This window comes from Corynebacterium sp. HMSC034A01, assembly GCF_001838175.1.
GTDB lineage: Bacteria > Actinomycetota > Actinomycetes > Mycobacteriales > Mycobacteriaceae > Corynebacterium.
The window spans coordinates 23,492-41,121 of record NZ_KV835934.1 but is presented as its reverse complement, the minus strand read 5'-3'; the positions used below and the strand labels follow the sequence as shown (position 1 = coordinate 41,121).

Below are 17,630 nucleotides of genomic sequence, written 5' to 3'. Positions count from 1 at the left end.
CGCTTTCGCAGCTAACGCAGCGCGTCAATCTTCTTCTCAATGCGGCGCTGGCTCACCGGCTTCGGCGTTCCCAGCCGCTGCGCAAACAAGCTCACACGCAGCTCCTCAATCAGCCACAAAATGTCCTTGTACGCCTTCGTCTTCGTGCGGCCAGCGGGCAACGCCTTCATGCGTTGGGCCAAATAGGCCTTCACCGAGTCAACCACCGACTGCCTGTCGGCGTCGCGGTCTGGATCCAGGCGCATGTCCTCCAACCGGATCCGCATTGCGTCGATGTAGCGGGGCAGATGCTGCAAGTGCCCGATGCCGTGGACAGTCACCGCATGCTTCGGCAGGAAGAACTGCAGCTGCGACCGCATGTCGTCGATAGCCGGGCCCTCCCATTGCTGGAGTTCCGCGGCGATGTTCGCGTACTCCGCGAGCGCGGGCGCCAGCGTCACCACCACGCGGCGCACCCCACCAGCGACCTGGGGTTTGATTTCGTCTACGAGCGCGCCGAACTCTTCGGGGGAGCGCACCGGCCCGCCGGAGGAGAACATCAGGTCGCGGATCACCGCGACGCGGGCATCCTCCACAAGCCCTGCGGCGCCGCCGTGCGGGTAACGGTCCACCGCGACCTTCTGGCGCAGCGGCAGCCCCTTCGTCATCTGCCCGGCGTTGACCGTGATCTCGCGCAACAGCAACGTCAGTGTTGCCGTAACCATGGAGGCGTCCGCGGCGGCCTTCGTCGGGTGCACGGTGACCTTCACGCCGTCCTTGGTGGCCTCGAGTGCCGGGTAGGCGTCAACCTCGTTACCGTCGATAGTCGTGCTTACTGTCTCCGGCACCGCACCGAGTGAATCGGTGGTCCACTTCGCCACGGCGTCCGACTCGGAGGTGCGTCCGGCTTTGGACACCGATGACTTGATCTTGCCAGCCTGGCGGCGCTTTAGCGCGCCGAGATCCGTGTCGTGGTCGACAATCTTCCCGCGGCGGTCAATCGCAGCAAACGTCACCCTCAGATGCTTTGGAAGCGCAGACGGGTTGAAATCGGTGCCGTTGATGCCGCGCCCACCGACGCTGCGCAGCGCATCCGCGAGCGCATCTGCAAACGGGGTTTCGCACAGCTCGTTCTCGTCGGCACCGTCGGCGTCCTGCTGCGCCTGGATTGCGTCGAGGGCTCGCTCAGCGAAGTCAGGCGCCGGCACCACGGTCTTGCGCAGGGCCTTCGGTAGCGTGCGGATGTATTCCGCGGCAAGCTCCGAGCGCAGACCCGGCACCAGCCAGTCAAAACCCTCCGGCCGCAGATTGGCCAAAAGGGGCACGGGAACGTCTACGGTGACGCCGTCGAAAGGATCGCCCGGTTCGAACTTGTAGCGCAGCGCGTAGTCGATAGAGCCTTGACGCCACACCTCGGGGAAGGCGGTGGCGGATGAATCCACGCCCTCGTCGTCGACGAGTGCGGCGGGATCGAAGTCCAGGTAATGCTTGTCCTCTGCCCGCTTCTTCTTCCACCAGGAGTCGAAATGGCGGGCGGTGGTCACGCTCTTGGGCAGGCGCGAGTCGTAGAACTCAAACAGGGTGTCCTCGTCTACCACCAGGCCGCGCCGGCGCACCTTTTCCTCTACCTCAGCAGCTTCGGCGAGCAGCGCTTCGTTGTGGTCGATGAAGTGGTGGTGGCGGTTCCAATCGCCCTCGAGCAGGGCGTGGCGGATAAACATGTTGCGCGCGCCTTCTGCGTCCACACGGTGGTACGGCACAAGACGGTCGCGCACGATGGTCACGCCGTAGAGCATCGACTTTTGGTGCACCATGGCGGCCGAACGCTTCCGCGACCATACTGGCTCGGAATAGCTGTGCTTCATCAGTTCGCCCGCTGTCGTTTCCACCCAGGCGGGCTCGATTTTCGCTACGTCGCGCGCCCACAGGCGTGAGGTCTCCACCAGCTCGGCGGCCATGAGGAACTCTGGGGGCTTTTTGCTGAGCGACGACCCCGGGAACACCAAAAACCGCGTTCCGCGTGCCCCCTGGAATTCCTTCGAATTGCCGTCACGGGCACCGATGTTGGACAACAGTCCGGTCAAAAGCGACTTGTGGATTGCGTCGGCGTCGCGCTCACCAGCGACGTTTTCGGCGCGCGACCAGCCCAGCTGGCGCTCCACATCGCGCAGCTGCCGCACGAGGTCGAACCATTCGCGGATACGCATGTAGTGCAAGAACTCGCGCTTCATGCGTTTGCGGAAGGCGTTGCCGGACAGCTCGTCGCGCGAGTCGCCGATGTAGTCCCACAACTTCAGCGAGGACAGGAAGTCTGAGGTGGTGTCCTTGAACCGGGCGTGAGCTTGGTCGGCTTGGGCCTGGTACTCCAAGGGGCGCTCGCGCACGTCCTGGATGGTCATGCTGGCCACGATCACGGTGACGTCGTCGAGCACGCCGAGCCGGTTGGCCTCCACCAGCATGCGCGCCATCTTTGGATCCACCGGGATGCGAGCGATGTCGCGTCCAACCGCGGTGAGCACGGGTGCACCGTCGCGCTCCTTGTCCGAGATTGCGCCGAGTTCGTGCAGGAGCAGCAACCCGTCGCGCACGGCCTTTCTATCCGGCGGCTGAATGAAAGGGAAGTCGTTGATGTCGCCCAAGCGCAGGGAGATCATTTGCAGCACAACGGAGGCCAGGTTGGTGCGCAGGATTTCCGGGTCGGTGAACTCGGGGCGCGCCTCGAAGTTGTCCTCGGAGTACAGACGGATGGCCACGCCGTCTGCGATGCGGCCGGAGCGGCCGGAGCGCTGGTTGGCGGAGGCCTGTGAAATTTCCTCGATGGGCAGACGCTGCACCTTGGTACGGGTGGAGTAGCGCGAGATGCGCGCCAAACCGGTGTCCACCACGTAGTGGATTCCCGGCACGGTCAGCGACGTTTCCGCGATGTTGGTGGACAGCACGATGCGCCGGCCGGAGTGCGGGGCAAAGACTCGGTGCTGCTCCGCGTTGGACAGGCGGCCGAACAGAGGCACGACTTCCACGCCGCGCCAGTGCTGTTTTTCAATGGCTTCCATGCAGTCGCGGATGTCACGCTCGGAGGCGAAGAAGCACAAGATGTCGCCGTCGCCCTCGCGCATGAGTTCCTTGCAGGCGTCGACCACACCGTCGATCATGTCGGTGTCGATCTCCTTGATCGAGCCGTCTTTGCCCTGCACCTGCTCCACCAGCGGGCGGTAGCGGATCTCCACCGGGTAGGTGCGGCCGGAGACCTCGATGATGGGGGCGGGGTTGCCCTCGGCGTCGGCGAAGTGCTCCGCGAACGCCTCCGGGTCAATGGTTGCGGAGGTGACAATCACCTTCAGATCCGGGCGCTTCGGCAGCAGCCGCTTCAAGTACCCGAGCAGAAAATCGATGTTCAGCGAACGCTCGTGCGCCTCATCGATGATGATCGTGTCGTAGGCGTTTAAGAACCTGTCGCGCTGCATCTCAGCGAGCAGGATGCCGTCCGTCATCAGCTTCACTGCGGTGGAGTCGGAGACACGGTCGTCGAAGCGGATGGCGTAGCCGACGGATTCGCCGATGTCCTGCCCCAACTCGTCGGCGATGCGCTCCGCCACCGTGCGTGCGGCCAGCCTGCGCGGCTGGGTGTGCCCGATCAGGCCGCGGCGGCCCCGCCCCAACTCCAGCAGCATCTTCGGAATCTGGGTTGTCTTGCCGGAACCGGTCTCGCCCGCGATGACCACGACCTGGTTGTCGCGCACCAGCTCCATGATGTCCTCGCGCCGTGCAGAGACGGGAAGCTGGTCCGGGTACGCGATCTCGGGGATGAGGGCAGCGCGCTTAGCGACGGCAGCTTTCGCCTTGTCCACGTCCGCGCCAATCGCCTTCAAGGCCCCTGGGGAATTGGCCTTCTTCAGCCGCCGGCGGAACCTGCGCACGTCCGCGATCGGGACGCCGTCGAGCGCTTCGTACAGCTGCGGCTTCGTGGGAGGCGACGTTGGGGATTCGGGGGATGCGTGCTCATTCATAACCAGACCGCGAGTCTAGCGCGGCAGCAGCTTGCGGTTCGATTCCGTCGCTTCCTCGAAGGCGCGGGTGATCAACTCGCCGAGCTGCTCGAACTCCGGACGACGCCGCGATGAGGCCCGCATGGCTAGCCCCACGGTACGCTTCGCGTCCACGCCGGGGCCGAACGTGGCAACAGCGATGCCGGGGCGCTCGCACTCTGCGGACAGTGCCGAGACGGGCACCAGCGTGGAGCCGAGCCCGGCTACGACCAGCTGCACGACCGTGGTCAGCGATGCGGCGCGGGTAACCGACTGTGCGCCGGGGGAGCGGTTAACCTCGGCTATCTTGCACAGCTCCACAATCTGGTCGCGGAGGCAATGCCCGTCGTCCAGCAACAGCAGTTCGAGGTCGTGCAGCGCATTGAGGTCGAGATCTTTGCGTCCGGCCATTGGGTTGTCGGGGGAGGTGACAACGGCGAAGGTTTCGTCGTACAGCGGGATTTCCGAAACCCCGGTGGCGCCGGTCGGGGTGGCGAGCACTGCGACGTCGATTTGGCCGTCGCGAAGCCGCTGCAGCAGCTCCTCGGTCTGGTTCTCCACGATGCGCGGCTCCAAGTCCGGGTACTCATCTTCCAAAAGCTTCAGCAGCGTCGGCAGGATATATGGCGCGATGGTGGGGATCACGCCGATGTTCAGCGGCCCGGACAGTACCCCCAGAGCGCCGCGGGATTGCGCCACGAACGCGTCCGCCGCTTCTAGCGTTGCTTTGGCAAAGGGGAGGAGCTCCTCGCCGGTGGGGGTGACGATGACGCGCCGGGTGGAGCGTTCGATCAGCTGGATGCCCAGTCCGGCTTCCAAGGCGGCGAGGGCTTGTGACAGGGACGGCTGCGAGATGCCGAGCTTGTTCGCCGCGGAGACGAAGTGCTTTTGCTCGGCGACGGTGACAAACGTCCGGAGCTGAGCGAGCGTCGGTTTATACTCTCTATTGGTCATGCCTATGAACCTACACGAAGTTCATAAGTTTTTACGTTGAAAGCCGGGGCGATCTATGTCATACTGGTTGCTGTCCGTTGAAAAATCCCTTTGACCAGTTTCTTTGGAGGAATTTCTATGCCGATCATGACTGTTGGAGAGCGTTTCCCGGAGTTCGACCTCGTCGCGCTGAAGGGCGGCAACCTGAAGGAAGCTAACGCGTCTTCCCCGGACGACTACTTCGAGAACGTGTCGCTGGACAAGTACGAGGGCAAGTGGAAGATCGTCTTCTTCTACCCGAAGGACTTCACCTTCGTCTGCCCGACCGAGATCGCCGCATTCGGCAAGCTCAACGAGGAGTTCGAGGACCGCGACACCCAGGTGCTCGGTGGCTCCACCGACAACGAGTACTCCCACTTCAACTGGCGCGCGACCCACGAGGACCTGCTGGATGTCCCGTTCCCGATGTTCGCTGATGTGCGCCACGACCTGATTCGCGCACTCGGCGTCGAGAACGCTGACGGCGTTGCAGACCGCGCAACCTTCATCATTGATCCGGACGGTGTTATCCAGTTCGTCTCGGTCACCCCGGACGCCGTCGGCCGCAACGTCGACGAGGTTCTGCGTGTGCTCGACGCACTGCAGTCCGAGGAAGTCTGCGCCTGCGACTGGCAGAAGAACGACCCGACCAAGAACATCGACAAGATGGCCGTGGTCCAGGAGTCCCTGAAGTAAAACCCCCTGTTTTAGTCAACCCCGTCCGGCAAAGGAGAACACGATGTCCATTGAGAACCTGCGCGGCGCACTGCCCGAGTACGCGAAGGACCAGAAGCTCAACCTCGGTTCGCTGACCCGCTCCACCGAGCTCAGCGAGCAGCAGCTTTGGGGTACCTTGCTCGCATCCGCGGCAGCGACCCGCAACGCGAAGGTCATCGCAGAGATCGCTGAGGAAGCCAAGGAGCACGTCACCGACGAGGCGGTGGAGGCCGCATACGGCGCCGCCACCGTTATGGCGATGAACAACGTCGCCTACCGCGCCAAGGGCTGGCTCGGCGACGACTACGCCAACGTGAAGTTTGGCCTGCGCATGAACATCATCTCGAAGCCGGGCGTGGAAAAGGCCGACTTCGAGCTGTGGTCGCTCGCAGTTTCCGCCATCAACGGCTGCGAGCACTGCGCCGTGGCACACGCCAACATCGTCCGCGAGGAGGGCGTGACCAAGGAGCAGGTCTGGGAGGCCGTCAAGGTCGCAGGCGTCGTCCAGGCAGTGGCTCAGGCGCTGACCATCGAGGACGCCCGCTAAGCATCGAGCTTGACGACGGCAAAACCTCCGGCAGGATCCCGCAATCTGCGGGGAACTGCCGGAGGTTTCGCCGTGAAGCGGGCCTTTTACAGCGGGCTCAGCACGTTCGTGGTCAAGGAGAACAAATCCTTTGGATCTTCCGGATCCGCGACCAGGTCGATGAACTCCTGGAACTCGGTGCCCGCCACAGAATCGCGCAGGTAGCGCAGCGCGGAGAAATCCTCGATGGCGAAGCCGACGGAGTCGAACAGGGTGATCTCCTCGTCGCTAGTGCGGCCCTCGTGCTTGCCGGCAATGACCTTCCACAGCTCCACGACCTCGAAGTTGTCATCCTTGTTCTGGATCTCGCCCTCGATGCGAGTCTGCGGCGGGAACTCGACGAACACGGTGGCGTCGTCGAGGATTCGCGCATCCAGCTCAGTCTTGCCGGGGCAGTCGCCCCCGACGCCGTTGAGGTGCACGCCGGGGCGGACAAGCGAATAGTCCAGGATCGTGTTCTGGGCCTTATCCGCAGTGCAGGTGGTGATGATGTCAGCGCCTTCGACCGCGTCCTCGACGCTGGCGGCCATGTAGACCTCGATGCCGAGCGGCTCGATGTTCCGGCGGAATTTCTCCATCGCATCCGGATCGATATCGAAGATGCGCACACGCTCGATGCCCAGCGCCGCACGGAAGCCCAGCGCCTGGAATTCGGATTGTGAGCCTGCGCCAATCATCGCCATGACCTCGGAATCCTTACGTGCGAGGTACTTCGCTGCCATTGCGGAGGTGGCGGCGGTGCGCAGCGCGGTCAGCAGCGTCATCTCAGCCTCGAAGGTGGGGTAGCCGTTGTCCACATCCGCCAGCACGCCGAACGCGGTGACGGTCTGGTAGCCGCGGGCCGGGTTGGACGGGTGGCCATTGACGTACTTGAACGCGTACTCGTTGGAATCCGAAGTGGGCATGAGCTCAATCACGCCGATGGGGGTGTGGCTGGCCACGCGCGGGATCTTGTCAAAGCTTTCCCAGCGCACGAAGTCCTCTTCGATGTAGCTCTGGATACCGGCGATGAGTTTCTCCACGCCGTGGTGGTTGATCCAACGGCACATGTTCTTCACGTTTACGAGCTGAGGCATTGATTATCCTTTCGGGGTTTGGATTGTCTTAGTTGTTGGATACCTGTGCAGCGGCGCTACGGGCTGCGCCGCGGCGGGTCGATGTCGGGGGCTTGCTCGCCGGTAATCTTCTCGTAGTTCACGTGGGACCGGGAGATGAACTCCACCCGGTCGCGCACCTTGAACCAGCCCCAGGCGAGCGCCGGCCACATCAGCAGCGACACCACCAGCGTCCACGTGCCGATGGGGTAGTCGAAGGCCATGAGGACGACGACCAGCACCAAGAACAGCAGGGAGACTATGTCCGTGAACGGGGAGAACCGTGCGCGGTAGTCGGGGCGGGTGTACTTGCCCTGGCGCGCCAGCCGGACAAAACGCATGTGGGACAGCGAGATCGCTGCCCACGAGGCCATCGTGCCCAGCGCCGCGATGTTGAGCACCACCTCGAATGCGGCTTCCGGCACGAAGTAGTTCAGCACCACGCCGAACAGCGCGACACCGGTGGTGAGCAAGATGCCGCCGTAGGGCACGCCGCCCTTGGTTACCTTGCCCGCCCACTGCGGGGCGGAGCCCGCCTTGGACAGCGAGTACATGATGCGGCCGGTGGAGTACAGGCCCGCGTTGAGCGAGGACAGCGCAGCGGTGATGACCACCAGCTGCGTGATGGCACCTGCGTACGGCACGCCGATGGAATCGAAGAAGGTCACAAACGGTGACTCATCGCCCGAGTATTCGGTGTAGGGCAAGAGCATGCACAGCAGCAGGACCGAGCCGAAGTAGAACAGCAGCAAGCGGAACACGACGGCGTTGATCGCGCGCGGAATGTCCTTCTTCGGGTTCTTCGCTTCGCCAGAGGTGGTGCCGAGCAGCTCAATGCCGGCGAAGGCGAAGACGACACCCTGGATCACAATCAGCGCGGGCAGCACGCCGTTGGGGAACCAGCCGCCGTTGTCCGTGATAAGCGTCAGTCCGGTCATGTCGCCGCTCGGATTGCCGAAGATCACCATGAAGGTGCCCACGGCGAGGAAGGTGAGCAGGAATAGCACCTTGATCAGCGAGAACCAGAACTCCATCTCGCCGAAGAACTTCACCGACACAAGATTCATGCCGGTGACCAGCGCGATAATGATCAGGGCGTAGACCCACTGCGGCACATCGTTGATCCAGCCGTAGTACTGGCCGAACCAGCGGATGTAGATGGCAAGCGCGGTCGCGTCCGCTACCGCGGTGGCGGCCCAGTTGAACCAGTACAGCCAACCGGAGACGTACGCTGCCTTCTCGCCGTAGAACTCGCGGGTGTATGACACGAACGATCCGGAGGTTGGGCGGTGGGCGATCAGCTCGCCCAAGCTGCGCAGGATGAGATAGCCGATGAACCCGCACAGCAGGTACATGAGCGCCAGCGCCGGGCCGGCCGCCTGCAGGCGCGAACCCGCGCCGAGGAACAGACCGGTGCCGATCGCCGAGCCGATGGCGATCATGTTGATCTGGCGCGTTGACAGGCCTTTCTGCAGACCCGCGTCTTCGTCGGGGACAACGCCGGCTTTCGGCCGTGACGACGCTTCCGATTGTGGTGGAGGGGCAGTAGTCATCAGGGTGCTCCCTGTGTGTCTAGGTGGACGGGGTCTTAGTTCCGGATGTTGGCCGGATCGTGGATTACGCCGAAGCGGTGCAGCGTCGCTGAGACGGCCTGCTCCAGCAGGTAGGGAAGGAGCTCGCGGCGCCCGTCGATGAGCACGGGCCCGTCGATGACCGCGGTGGCGATGTCGCCGTAGAGCGCCTCGGGTGCCACGCCCACGACGCGGATGCGCTCAGGCGTGCCGGTGACGGCGTGTGCGTCGACGGCGACATCCGCCGCCTCGAGCTCACGGGCAATCGCATCCGGGGCAACCACACGCACCTCGGTGCCGGTGATCGCGGCGGCGAGCAGCTGGCGGTACACCTCTCGCAGCTGGTAGCCCTCGCCCACGTACACCACTACCGGCTCGAGGGTGCTGCGGTAGCGGAAGATGTTGGCCTCCGAGCGCAGACCGGAGTGGTCGTGGCCGCGGCCGAACTCGCTATCCCACGCGCGCTGGTCGTACTCGGCGGCGCGGGAAAGCCAGCCGAAGTCCTCGTCGCTTACGTTGGCGCGAAACGCGTCGAGAAGCTCCTGCACCTTCGCTGAGATGCTCACGCCTAACGACGGCGCCAGCTCCGCCCGCTCCCGCCAGGTGCCCATCTGCGCGACGTAGTTCGGCCCACCAGCCTTCGCGCCGGGCCCCACAGAGGACTTCTTCCAGCCACCGAACGGCTGGCGCTGCACGATCGCGCCCGTGATGCCGCGGTTGACGTAGACATTGCCGGCCTCGACGCGGTCGAACCACGTGGTGATTTCCTCGCCGTCGAGAGTGTGGATGCCGGCGGTGAGGCCGAAGCCGGTGGAATTCTGCCACTCAATCGCCTCGTCCAAATCCTTGGCGTGCATGATGCCCAGCACCGGGCCGAAGCACTCGTTCTGGTGGTACCAGGAGCCGGGCGTGACGCCGTCGCGGATGCCGGGGGACCAGAACTTGCCCTCATCGTCGAGCTTGCGCGGCTTGAGCAACCACGTCTCGCCCGGCTCCAGCGTGGTCAGGCCGCGCTCGAGCTTCTCGCCCGGGGCCTCGATCAGGCCGTTCATCGTGGTGGACAAGTCTGTGCCTGGGCCCACCACCAGGGTGGAGGCGGCGTCAAGCAGCTGGTGTATCAAGCGGTCGGATTCGCCGGCGGAGCCGACGAGGATGGCCAGCGAGGCTGCGGAACATTTCTGGCCCGAGTGGCCGAAAGCCGACAGGTACAGGTCGTTGACCGCGAGGTCCGGGTCCGCGGATGGGGTGATGATGATCGCGTTCTTTCCGGAGGTCTCCGCCATGACGTTGAGCTTCGGGTTCCAGGACTTGAACAGCTGAGCGGTTTCGGAGGCGCCGGTGAGGATGATGGCGTCCACGGCGTCGTCGGTAAGCAGTGCCTTGCCCGCTTCGCCTTCGTCCGCGCGCACATACTGCACGGTGTCGGCGTTGATGCCCTTGTCAGCGAAGACCGCCTGGATGCAGTCCGCGATGAGCTTCGCGCACTGCGTCACCTGCGGCGCCGGCTTGAGGATGACGGCGGAGCCGGCGGCCAGCGCTGCCACCACGCCGCCGGTTGGGATGGCCACCGGGAAGTTCCACGGCGGGACGACCACGGTGAGCTTGTTCGGCTCGAAGTCCGCGGCGATCTCGTCCAGATGGCGGGCGCTGTCGGCGTAGTAGGTGCAGAAATCGATCGCTTCGGAGATCTCCGGGTCAGACTGGTCCACCGTCTTGCCGGCCTCGTGCGCGGCGACCGCGACGAAGTCGCCGCGGCGGCGCGCAATCTCGTCGCCGATTGCGTCGAGGACGTCCGCGCGCTCGTGCGTGGAAAGCGCGCCCCAGGCCTTCTGCGCTTCCTGGGCGCGCGAGATGTGGTCGGCAATCACGGAGGGATCCGTGATCTCCTCACCGGTATCCACGACTGGCGGGTTTGTCAGGTGCTCGATTGCCCACGCGCGGTTGGCTTCAAGCGCGGGGTCCGTGTCTGGCTCGTTGAAGAAGCGGCCGGTAGTGCCGGCCTCTGCGGCGACTTGGCGCCCGGTCTCGTTGGTGCGGTCCTGCACACGGTTCGGGCCGTTGTGCACGCCCCAGCGATTGTCCACCGCCCAGCGGAAGACGTCCTCCTGCTCCTTAATAGGGTCACGCTTGGCGGTCTTTGGGGCGAACAGGGCATGCAGGAAGTTCTGCGGCGCGGCGTTTTCTTCGAGACGGCGCACGAGGTAGCTCACCGCCACATCGAAGTCTTCCTTGCGCACGACGGGGGTGTACAGAATCTGGCGGCCGTAGGCCTCGCGCACGATCTGCTGCTGCGCCGGCGACATGCCCTGCAGCATCTCCGAGTCGAGCATGCTGGTGACACCGCGGCGCTGCGCCAGCTCGTAGGCCAGTGCGGAGGTGAACAGGTTGTGGGAGGCGATACCGATGGCCACGCTGTCGGCGTACTCGGGGCGGACGATGAAGTCGAGCAGGCGGTAGTAGTTCGCATCCACCTCGTCCTTGGTCAGGTAGGGCGCCTGCGCCCAGCCTTTAACCTCTGCGTGGTGGCGCTCCATGGACAGGTTCGCGCCCTTGACCAGACGGATCTTGATCTTGGAGCCGCCGCCTGCCACGCGCTGCCTCGCAAAGTCGGCGAGATACTCCAGTGCTCCGAGCGTGTCTGGCAGATAGGCCTGCAGCACGATACCGCCCTGATAGTCCTTGAACTCGTCCTCGCTGAGCAGCTGGGTGAACACGTCGAGCGTGAGGTGGAGGTCGTGGTACTCCTCCATGTCCATGTTGATGAACACCTGGGGGCTGCGGTCGCGCGCGGCGCGGTACAGCGGGCGGATGCGGTCTTTGACCAGGCGCACGCACTCGTCGTAGTCCCAGTGATTGAGCTGGGAGACCATGGAAGACGCCTTGACGGACACGTAGGTCACCCGCGGGTTCTTGATCAGGTTCAGGGTGCGCTCGGCGCGGTCCGTCGCTTCCTTCTCGCCGAGCACGGCCTCACCCAGCAGGTTGAGGTTGAGCTGCTCGCCGCGCTTCTCGGCGTTGTCGAGCAGGTTGTTCAACGCGTCGGACTCCGCGTCGAGCACGAGGTGGCCCACCAACTGCCGCAAGCGCATGCGCGCCGCCGGGACAACGACGAAGGGCAGGAACGGGCCGACGAAGGCACCGGCACCGACGAGTAGGGCGTTGATGCGGCCGAGGAAGGAGGCGTCGACGCCCTTGGTGATCGCGCGTAGCGCGTTCGCTGCCACGCGGTTGTCTTCGGGGCGCATCACGCGGTCGACGAAGTCCATAGTGAAGCGGACACCGTTGTCGTCGCGCAGCATCTCAGCGAGTTGCTGTGTCTGGGCATCGTCCGCATCAGCGTCAGCGGTCGCTTCCATCCAGTGATGTGCGCGGGCCACCGCGGCATCGACAACATGGTCGAGGTCAGCGGTGTTCTCCGGCGGGAGCTGGTTGGTGAGCAAGTTCGGCATATGTGTTCCTTACCACTAAAACAGTCCTATGTGACAGCCCACAAACTAATGCAAAACTCCGCGATAGACCACTGTTTTGCAAAAGATTCGCTGCAGACGCACAAAAGCCCCGGAAAACGTAGGTTTCCGGGGCTAAGGGGGGAGGGGGTTAGAGTCCGCCGAAGGGGCCGCGCAGCGGGTTGAACGGCGCGATGGTCTCGTCCACCTCACCGGTCTCAATCTGCTTCGCCAGCATCTTGCCGGACAGCGGTCCGAGGATGATGCCCCACATACCGTGCCCGCCATTGGTGTACACGTTCGGCACCTTGGTTGCGCCCACAAGCGGCAGGCCGTCCGGGGTCACCGGGCGGGAGCCGACCCACTCGTCCTGCCGGTCCTCCCAGTCGATGCCGCGGAAGAAGGGCTTGGTGGTGTGGATCATGGACGCGATGCGCCCTGGCTGGAACGGCTCGTCGGGGCCACGGAACTCCATCGTGCCCGCGATGCGGAACCGGCCCTGGTACGGGGTGCAGGCGATCTTCGGGTCCGGCAGGTACACCGGGCAGGTCGCCGGCTCTGCGGTCTCCACGGAAAAGGAGTAGCCGCGACCTGCCTGGACCAGGGTGGTCACGCCGAGGTCCTTGGCCAGCTTCGGCAGCCAAGCGCCGGTTGCCAGCACGACGTTGTCGGCGTGGAGCCAGTCGCCGGTGGCGAGCTTCACGGCAGGCTTGCGGGTGGAGCTGACCTCGACAACTTCCACGCCTGTGGTGACTTTGCCGCCGCGCTCCACGATGGAGTCCGCAATCGCCTGGCAGTACGGCCCCGGCTCGATGAAGCGTTGGCCGCCCATGCGGTAGGTCGCGCCCACCTTGTCGGTGAGCATCGGGGCGTCCGTGCGGGCGTCGTCCAGCGTGATCTGCTCGAACGGGATGTCCTGGCCGTGGCGCTGCGCGCCTTCGACCTCTTTGAGAAAGCCGCCAGCCTTCTTCTCGTTTTCGAAGCCGATGATGAAAGGGCCTTCGTGGGTGGTGGCCTTGACGCCGCCGGCCTCGAGCTCGTCGAACGCGGCTAGCGCTGCGAGGTCCGCCTTTGTCAGACCCGCCATCGTCTTGTCCCAGGCGCGGCCGGTTGCGTGCGCCATGAAGTTCGCGCAGAACCGCCACAGCTTCGGGTCGATGCGCACCGGCACATCGAGCGCGGCGTGCTTATCAAACAGTGCGGTCGGACCGTACGCCCACAGGCTTGAGTTTGACAGGGGAATGGTCTTACCCGGTGCCAGCCAGCCGGCGTTGCCCCAGGACGATCCAGCTGCGACGTCGATGCGTTCAAGCACCTCCACCTCATGGCCGTACTCCTGTAGATGCCAAGCGGTGGAGAGGCCGGTCATGCCGGCTCCCACGACGATCGTGCGGGTCATTTATGGTCCTCCTCACAAAGAATTTCGATTGTGCTGAGGGCAATGTACCGCAGCGCACCGCTCGCCGCCCCGCATTTCGCCTATCGACGTTCCTTCGGTTACCCCCCTTTGATCACCAACTCCGAGAGCCGTACTTCGCCGGCCGCATCGGAGGCATCCAGGTCGACAGTCCCGTGCAATTGGAAAGCATTGTCGCCCTCCGGGTCTTTGATGATCTGCGTGACTCTCCAGGACCTACCCGTGGTGTCCGCCAGATGGAAAAATTCCGGCCCCCGCGCGTCGGGGCCCAGGTCGACGTCGTCGTATTCGTCGAAGTAGTCGTCCATCGCTCCCGGCCAGTCCACCCGGGCATCCGGCTCCAGATACTCCAGCATCTCCGCCAGCTGGTCCTCCTTTTCATAGGCGAACAGTTCCACCAGGCGGAAGAAGTAGTTGCGCACCATGATGGTGAAGGCGCGTCGGTTCGCTGTGAGCGCAGTGGGATCTTCCACTCCGAACGCGAGCTCGCGGTCGATGGTGTCCTGGCTGACCGGCTGGTCGTCCCCAGTCATGTGCGCCCATTCGTCGATGAGCGAGGAATCCACCTGCCTGATCAACTCGCCAAGCCAGACAACAATGTCTTCCAGCTCCTCGTTCATGTACGCGTCCGGGATGGAGTACGACAGCGTGCGCCACGCGTCAGTGAGGTAGCGCAGCACCACGCCCTCGGAGCGGGCCAAGCCGTAGGTGGCGATGAGATCCGAAAACGTCATTGCGTGCTCGATCATGTCGCGCACCACGGACTTCGGCGACAACTCGAATTCCTTAGCCCAGGGGTTGCCCTGGGTGAACGTGTCGAACGCCTCGTCCAGCTCGTCGGCGAGCGGTTTGGGGTAGGTCACGTCCTCGATGATGGCCATGCGTTCTGTGTAGTCCACCCCTTCGGCCTTCAGCGCAGCGATCTCTTCGCCGCGGGCCGCAGTTTGCTGGGCCTGCAGCAGCTGGCGCGGATCGTCCAGAATGGCCTCGAACGCGGAGATCACGTCCAGCGCGTAAGTCTCCGACTCCGGGTCCAGCAAAGTGAGAAATGCCAGCGCGAAAGGGGAGAGCGGCTGGTTCAGCGCGAAGTCGCGGTCCAGCTCCTGGGTGAGCGTGTACGGGCGGAATGCGGGAGAGTCCGGCGTGCGTTCGACCACTCCGGCATTGATCAGGCCGCGGAACAGGTTAACGGCCTGGATGATGTCGCGGTTTTGTTTCGCGCGTGGGTCGTGGTTCGTACGCAACAGATGGCGCATGTGCTCGTAGCCGTTACCGGGCCGCGCCACAACGTTGAGCAGCATGGAGTTGGACACCTTGAACTGGCTGGTCAACTCCTCCGGCTCGGCAACCTTGAGGCGTTCGAAGGTGTTCTCGGACCAACTGACCTCGCCGTCGCGGGCGGATTTTTTGCGGATCTTCTTCAGCTTCTTCGGGTCGTCGCCCGCCTTCCGGCGCAGCTTCACGTTCTCGATCTCGTGCTCGGGCGCCTCGACCACGACGGTGCCCTCGGTGTCGTAGCCCGCACGTCCGGCACGCCCGGCGATTTGATGGAACTCGCGGGACTTCAGGATGCGCTGGCGGGTGCCGTCGAACTTGGCCAAGCCCGTGATCAGCACCGTGCGGATCGGCACGTTGATGCCCACGCCCAACGTGTCGGTTCCACAGATGACTTTGAGCAACCCGGTCTGGGAGAGCCGCTCTACTAATCGGCGGTATTTCGGCAGCATGCCCGCGTGGTGGACACCGATGCCGCGGCGGACCAGTTTGGACAGGGTTTTACCGAAGGTCGTCGTAAAGCGGAAGTCCCCGATTTCCTCCGCGATGCGCTGCTTTTCCTCGGGAGTGATGATGTTCATGCTCGTCAACGCCTGGGCACGTTCCGTGGCCTCACGCTGGGAAAAGTGCACCACATAAATGGGTGCCTTGTTGTCCTCCAGCAACTCCTCGATGGTCTCGTGCACCGGGGAAAACACGTAGTGGAAATCAAGCGGCACCGGACGCTCCGCGCCGCCGACGTACGTGGTCTCGCGGCCCGTGCGCTCAGTGAGATCCTTCTCTAACCAGGCGGTGTCGCCGAGCGTGGCTGACATGAGCAGAAACTGTGCCTTCGGCAGCTCGAGCAGGGGCACCTGCCACGCCCAACCACGCTCCGGCTCGGAGTAGTAATGGAACTCGTCCATCACCACTTGGTCGATCCGGGCGTCCTTGCCTTCGCGCAATGCGATGTTGGCCACGATCTCTGCTGTTGCAGCGATGATCGGGGCATTGGAGTTCACGGTCGCATCACCCGTCATCATGCCGACATTCTCCGCGCCGAAAATCTCGCACAGAGCGAAGAACTTCTCGCTCACCAGGGCCTTGATCGGCGCGGTGTAGAACGAGCGCTGGCCGCGCGACATCGCGATGAAGTGCGCGGCGTTGGCCACCATCGACTTCCCCGAGCCGGTGGGGGTGGCCAAGATGACGTTATCGCCCGCCAGCAGTGCTAGCGACGCCTCTTCCTGCGCTGGATACAACGAGATGCCGCGGGATGTCGTCCACGAGTTGAACGAGTCCCATACAGCATCCTCGAACAGCGATTCAGGGGCCTGCGCAATGTCTTCAAGCAAATCGGTCAGCATCACAGCATTCACCGTAGCCGACCGGCCGACACGCTAACGGGGGTCGTCGCCGTCCCCGCCGCGGTTGTCGTCTCCGGTGGAACCCCCTTGGTCGTCGTCAAGCGAGCGCTCGGGGGCAGATGGATCGATGAAGAAGTGGTCGCGCAGGCGCTGATCGGCCTCCTCGCTGTGAGGGAGGCTGCGCTGCTCGTCGCGGTCCCGGTCCTCGATGGCGGTGAGGTAGTTCTCAAATGCCTCGCTGATCTCCTCGCCGCTGGGCATCTGCGCCTCACCCGGCATCATCGCCTGCGGGTGACGGTCCCGGTACTCCTGCATTTCACGGTCGTAATGTTCTTCGAGAGCCTGCACGACGTTCGTGATCTCATCCGAATTATGCGTCTGCTCCGCGAGCTGCTGCGACACCCGGCGCATGTCCGCTTCCAAAGAGCGCAGCGGGAACTGCAGCTTCGTGGAATCCTCGACGGACTGCAACAGCTGGAACGTCGCGTGCGGGTACGGCGATGCGGCCACGTAATGCGGCACGTGCGCGGTGTAGCCAGCGACCGGGCGGCCGCGCTTGTGCAGCTCCCGCTCGAGAAAGACCGATGCAGACCCCGGCACGCTGACCATGCCGTCGAAAGTGAACATTGAGCCGACCAATTCGCGGTCGTTGCCGTGAGCGGAAACCACCAGCGGGCGGGTGTGGGGTGCTCCCATCGGTGCGGCGTAGAGGCAGATGGTCTTACTCACGCCAAAGCGTTCTGCGAGATCCGCTACAGCATTACTGAACGCCTCCCAACGCAGATCCGGCTCCGGACCGGAGAGCAATAGGAAGGACTGACCCTTCTCATCGCGGACAACGCGCATATCCAGCTGCAGGTCCGCGACATCAGTGATCTCGGCATGCGCCAGTGTCACCGTTGGGCGGCGGGAACGGTAATCAATCAGCTCGTCGTTGCTGAAGGTAGCCACCGTCCGCGACTCCAATGCAGCCTTCAGGTGGTCTGCTGCAGACTCAATGGCGTGGCCCGCATCGGCGTAACCGTGCATCGCGACGACAAGGGCAGGGCCGTTTTGCGCCTCCCCGCTCACCTGCGGAGCTGGGTACTCAAGTTCGTACATGCGACGTTCCTGCGTCATGGTCTTCGGCCTCCTGGTTTTAATCGCCTTACCGGCTGTAGTGCTCCTCCCACACAACGGTTGGCGGCGCTGGATCATTCCAT

General features: G+C 64.0%; 10 protein-coding genes. 2 read left to right on the top strand and 8 right to left on the bottom strand.

Annotated features, from left to right (window positions below; translation table 11 throughout):
* Positions 1-11: 11 nt before the first annotated feature.
* Entirely contained in the window at positions 12-3,986 is a 3,975-nt protein-coding gene (gene hrpA / locus HMPREF2791_RS02695; RefSeq protein ID WP_070474268.1) for an ATP-dependent RNA helicase HrpA, read from the bottom strand.
* Positions 3,987-4,001: 15 nt separating this feature from the next.
* Positions 4,002-4,958: a hydrogen peroxide-inducible genes activator gene (locus HMPREF2791_RS02690; RefSeq protein WP_070474270.1), complete on the bottom strand. Its 957-nt coding sequence runs from the start codon at positions 4,956-4,958 to the stop codon at positions 4,002-4,004.
* A gap of 117 nt (positions 4,959-5,075) precedes the next feature.
* Between HMPREF2791_RS02690 and HMPREF2791_RS02685 the strand changes: the two genes are divergently transcribed.
* Positions 5,076-5,672, top strand: coding sequence for a peroxiredoxin (locus tag HMPREF2791_RS02685; RefSeq protein ID WP_070844258.1), 597 nt, complete (start codon positions 5,076-5,078; stop codon positions 5,670-5,672).
* Between the two features lie 43 nt (positions 5,673-5,715).
* Positions 5,716-6,240 carry an alkylhydroperoxidase, AhpD family gene (locus tag HMPREF2791_RS02680; protein ID WP_070844256.1) on the top strand — a complete coding sequence of 175 codons (525 nt, stop codon included), beginning with the start codon at positions 5,716-5,718 and terminating at the stop codon, positions 6,238-6,240.
* A gap of 86 nt (positions 6,241-6,326) precedes the next feature.
* Here the strand turns inward: HMPREF2791_RS02680 and HMPREF2791_RS02675 are convergent, their stop codons facing one another.
* The 6 genes from HMPREF2791_RS02675 to HMPREF2791_RS02650 all read right to left on the bottom strand — a co-directional run bounded on the left by HMPREF2791_RS02675 (position 6,327) and on the right by HMPREF2791_RS02650 (position 17,547).
* Complete coding sequence (locus HMPREF2791_RS02675) at positions 6,327-7,355, bottom strand: ornithine cyclodeaminase (protein WP_070844254.1); 1,029 nt, start codon at positions 7,353-7,355, stop codon at positions 6,327-6,329.
* A 56-nt stretch (positions 7,356-7,411) separates the two neighbouring features.
* Positions 7,412-8,926, bottom strand: a complete 1,515-nt coding sequence (locus tag HMPREF2791_RS02670) for an amino acid permease (RefSeq protein ID WP_083327865.1) — start codon at positions 8,924-8,926, stop codon at positions 7,412-7,414.
* Positions 8,927-8,961: 35 nt separating this feature from the next.
* Positions 8,962-12,393 (bottom strand): bifunctional proline dehydrogenase/L-glutamate gamma-semialdehyde dehydrogenase, encoded by a 3,432-nt coding sequence (locus tag HMPREF2791_RS02665; RefSeq protein ID WP_070844252.1) that lies wholly within the window; start codon positions 12,391-12,393, stop codon positions 8,962-8,964.
* A gap of 148 nt (positions 12,394-12,541) precedes the next feature.
* Entirely contained in the window at positions 12,542-13,789 is a 1,248-nt protein-coding gene (locus HMPREF2791_RS02660) for an NAD(P)/FAD-dependent oxidoreductase (protein WP_070844250.1), read from the bottom strand.
* Between the two features lie 98 nt (positions 13,790-13,887).
* Positions 13,888-16,428 (bottom strand): DEAD/DEAH box helicase, encoded by a 2,541-nt coding sequence (locus HMPREF2791_RS02655; RefSeq protein WP_083327864.1) that lies wholly within the window; start codon positions 16,426-16,428, stop codon positions 13,888-13,890.
* A gap of 33 nt (positions 16,429-16,461) precedes the next feature.
* Positions 16,462-17,547, bottom strand: a complete 1,086-nt coding sequence (locus HMPREF2791_RS02650; protein WP_083327863.1) for a PAC2 family protein — start codon at positions 17,545-17,547, stop codon at positions 16,462-16,464.
* Between the last annotated feature and the right edge of the window lie 83 nt (positions 17,548-17,630).

Coding starts and splice junctions, on each gene's coding strand:
- HMPREF2791_RS02680 (WP_070844256.1), top strand. CDS start 5,716: ATGTCCATTGAGAACCTGCGCGGCGCACTGCCCGAGTACGCGAAGGAC.
- HMPREF2791_RS02660 (WP_070844250.1), bottom strand. CDS start 13,789: ATGACCCGCACGATCGTCGTGGGAGCCGGCATGACCGGCCTCTCCACC.
- HMPREF2791_RS02665 (WP_070844252.1), bottom strand. CDS start 12,393: ATGCCGAACTTGCTCACCAACCAGCTCCCGCCGGAGAACACCGCTGAC.
- HMPREF2791_RS02655 (WP_083327864.1), bottom strand. CDS start 16,428: ATGCTGACCGATTTGCTTGAAGACATTGCGCAGGCCCCTGAATCGCTG.
- HMPREF2791_RS02675 (WP_070844254.1), bottom strand. CDS start 7,355: ATGCCTCAGCTCGTAAACGTGAAGAACATGTGCCGTTGGATCAACCAC.
- HMPREF2791_RS02670 (WP_083327865.1), bottom strand. CDS start 8,926: ATGACTACTGCCCCTCCACCACAATCGGAAGCGTCGTCACGGCCGAAA.
- HMPREF2791_RS02650 (WP_083327863.1), bottom strand. CDS start 17,547: ATGACGCAGGAACGTCGCATGTACGAACTTGAGTACCCAGCTCCGCAG.
- HMPREF2791_RS02685 (WP_070844258.1), top strand. CDS start 5,076: ATGCCGATCATGACTGTTGGAGAGCGTTTCCCGGAGTTCGACCTCGTC.
- HMPREF2791_RS02690 (WP_070474270.1), bottom strand. CDS start 4,958: ATGACCAATAGAGAGTATAAACCGACGCTCGCTCAGCTCCGGACGTTT.
- hrpA (WP_070474268.1), bottom strand. CDS start 3,986: ATGAATGAGCACGCATCCCCCGAATCCCCAACGTCGCCTCCCACGAAG.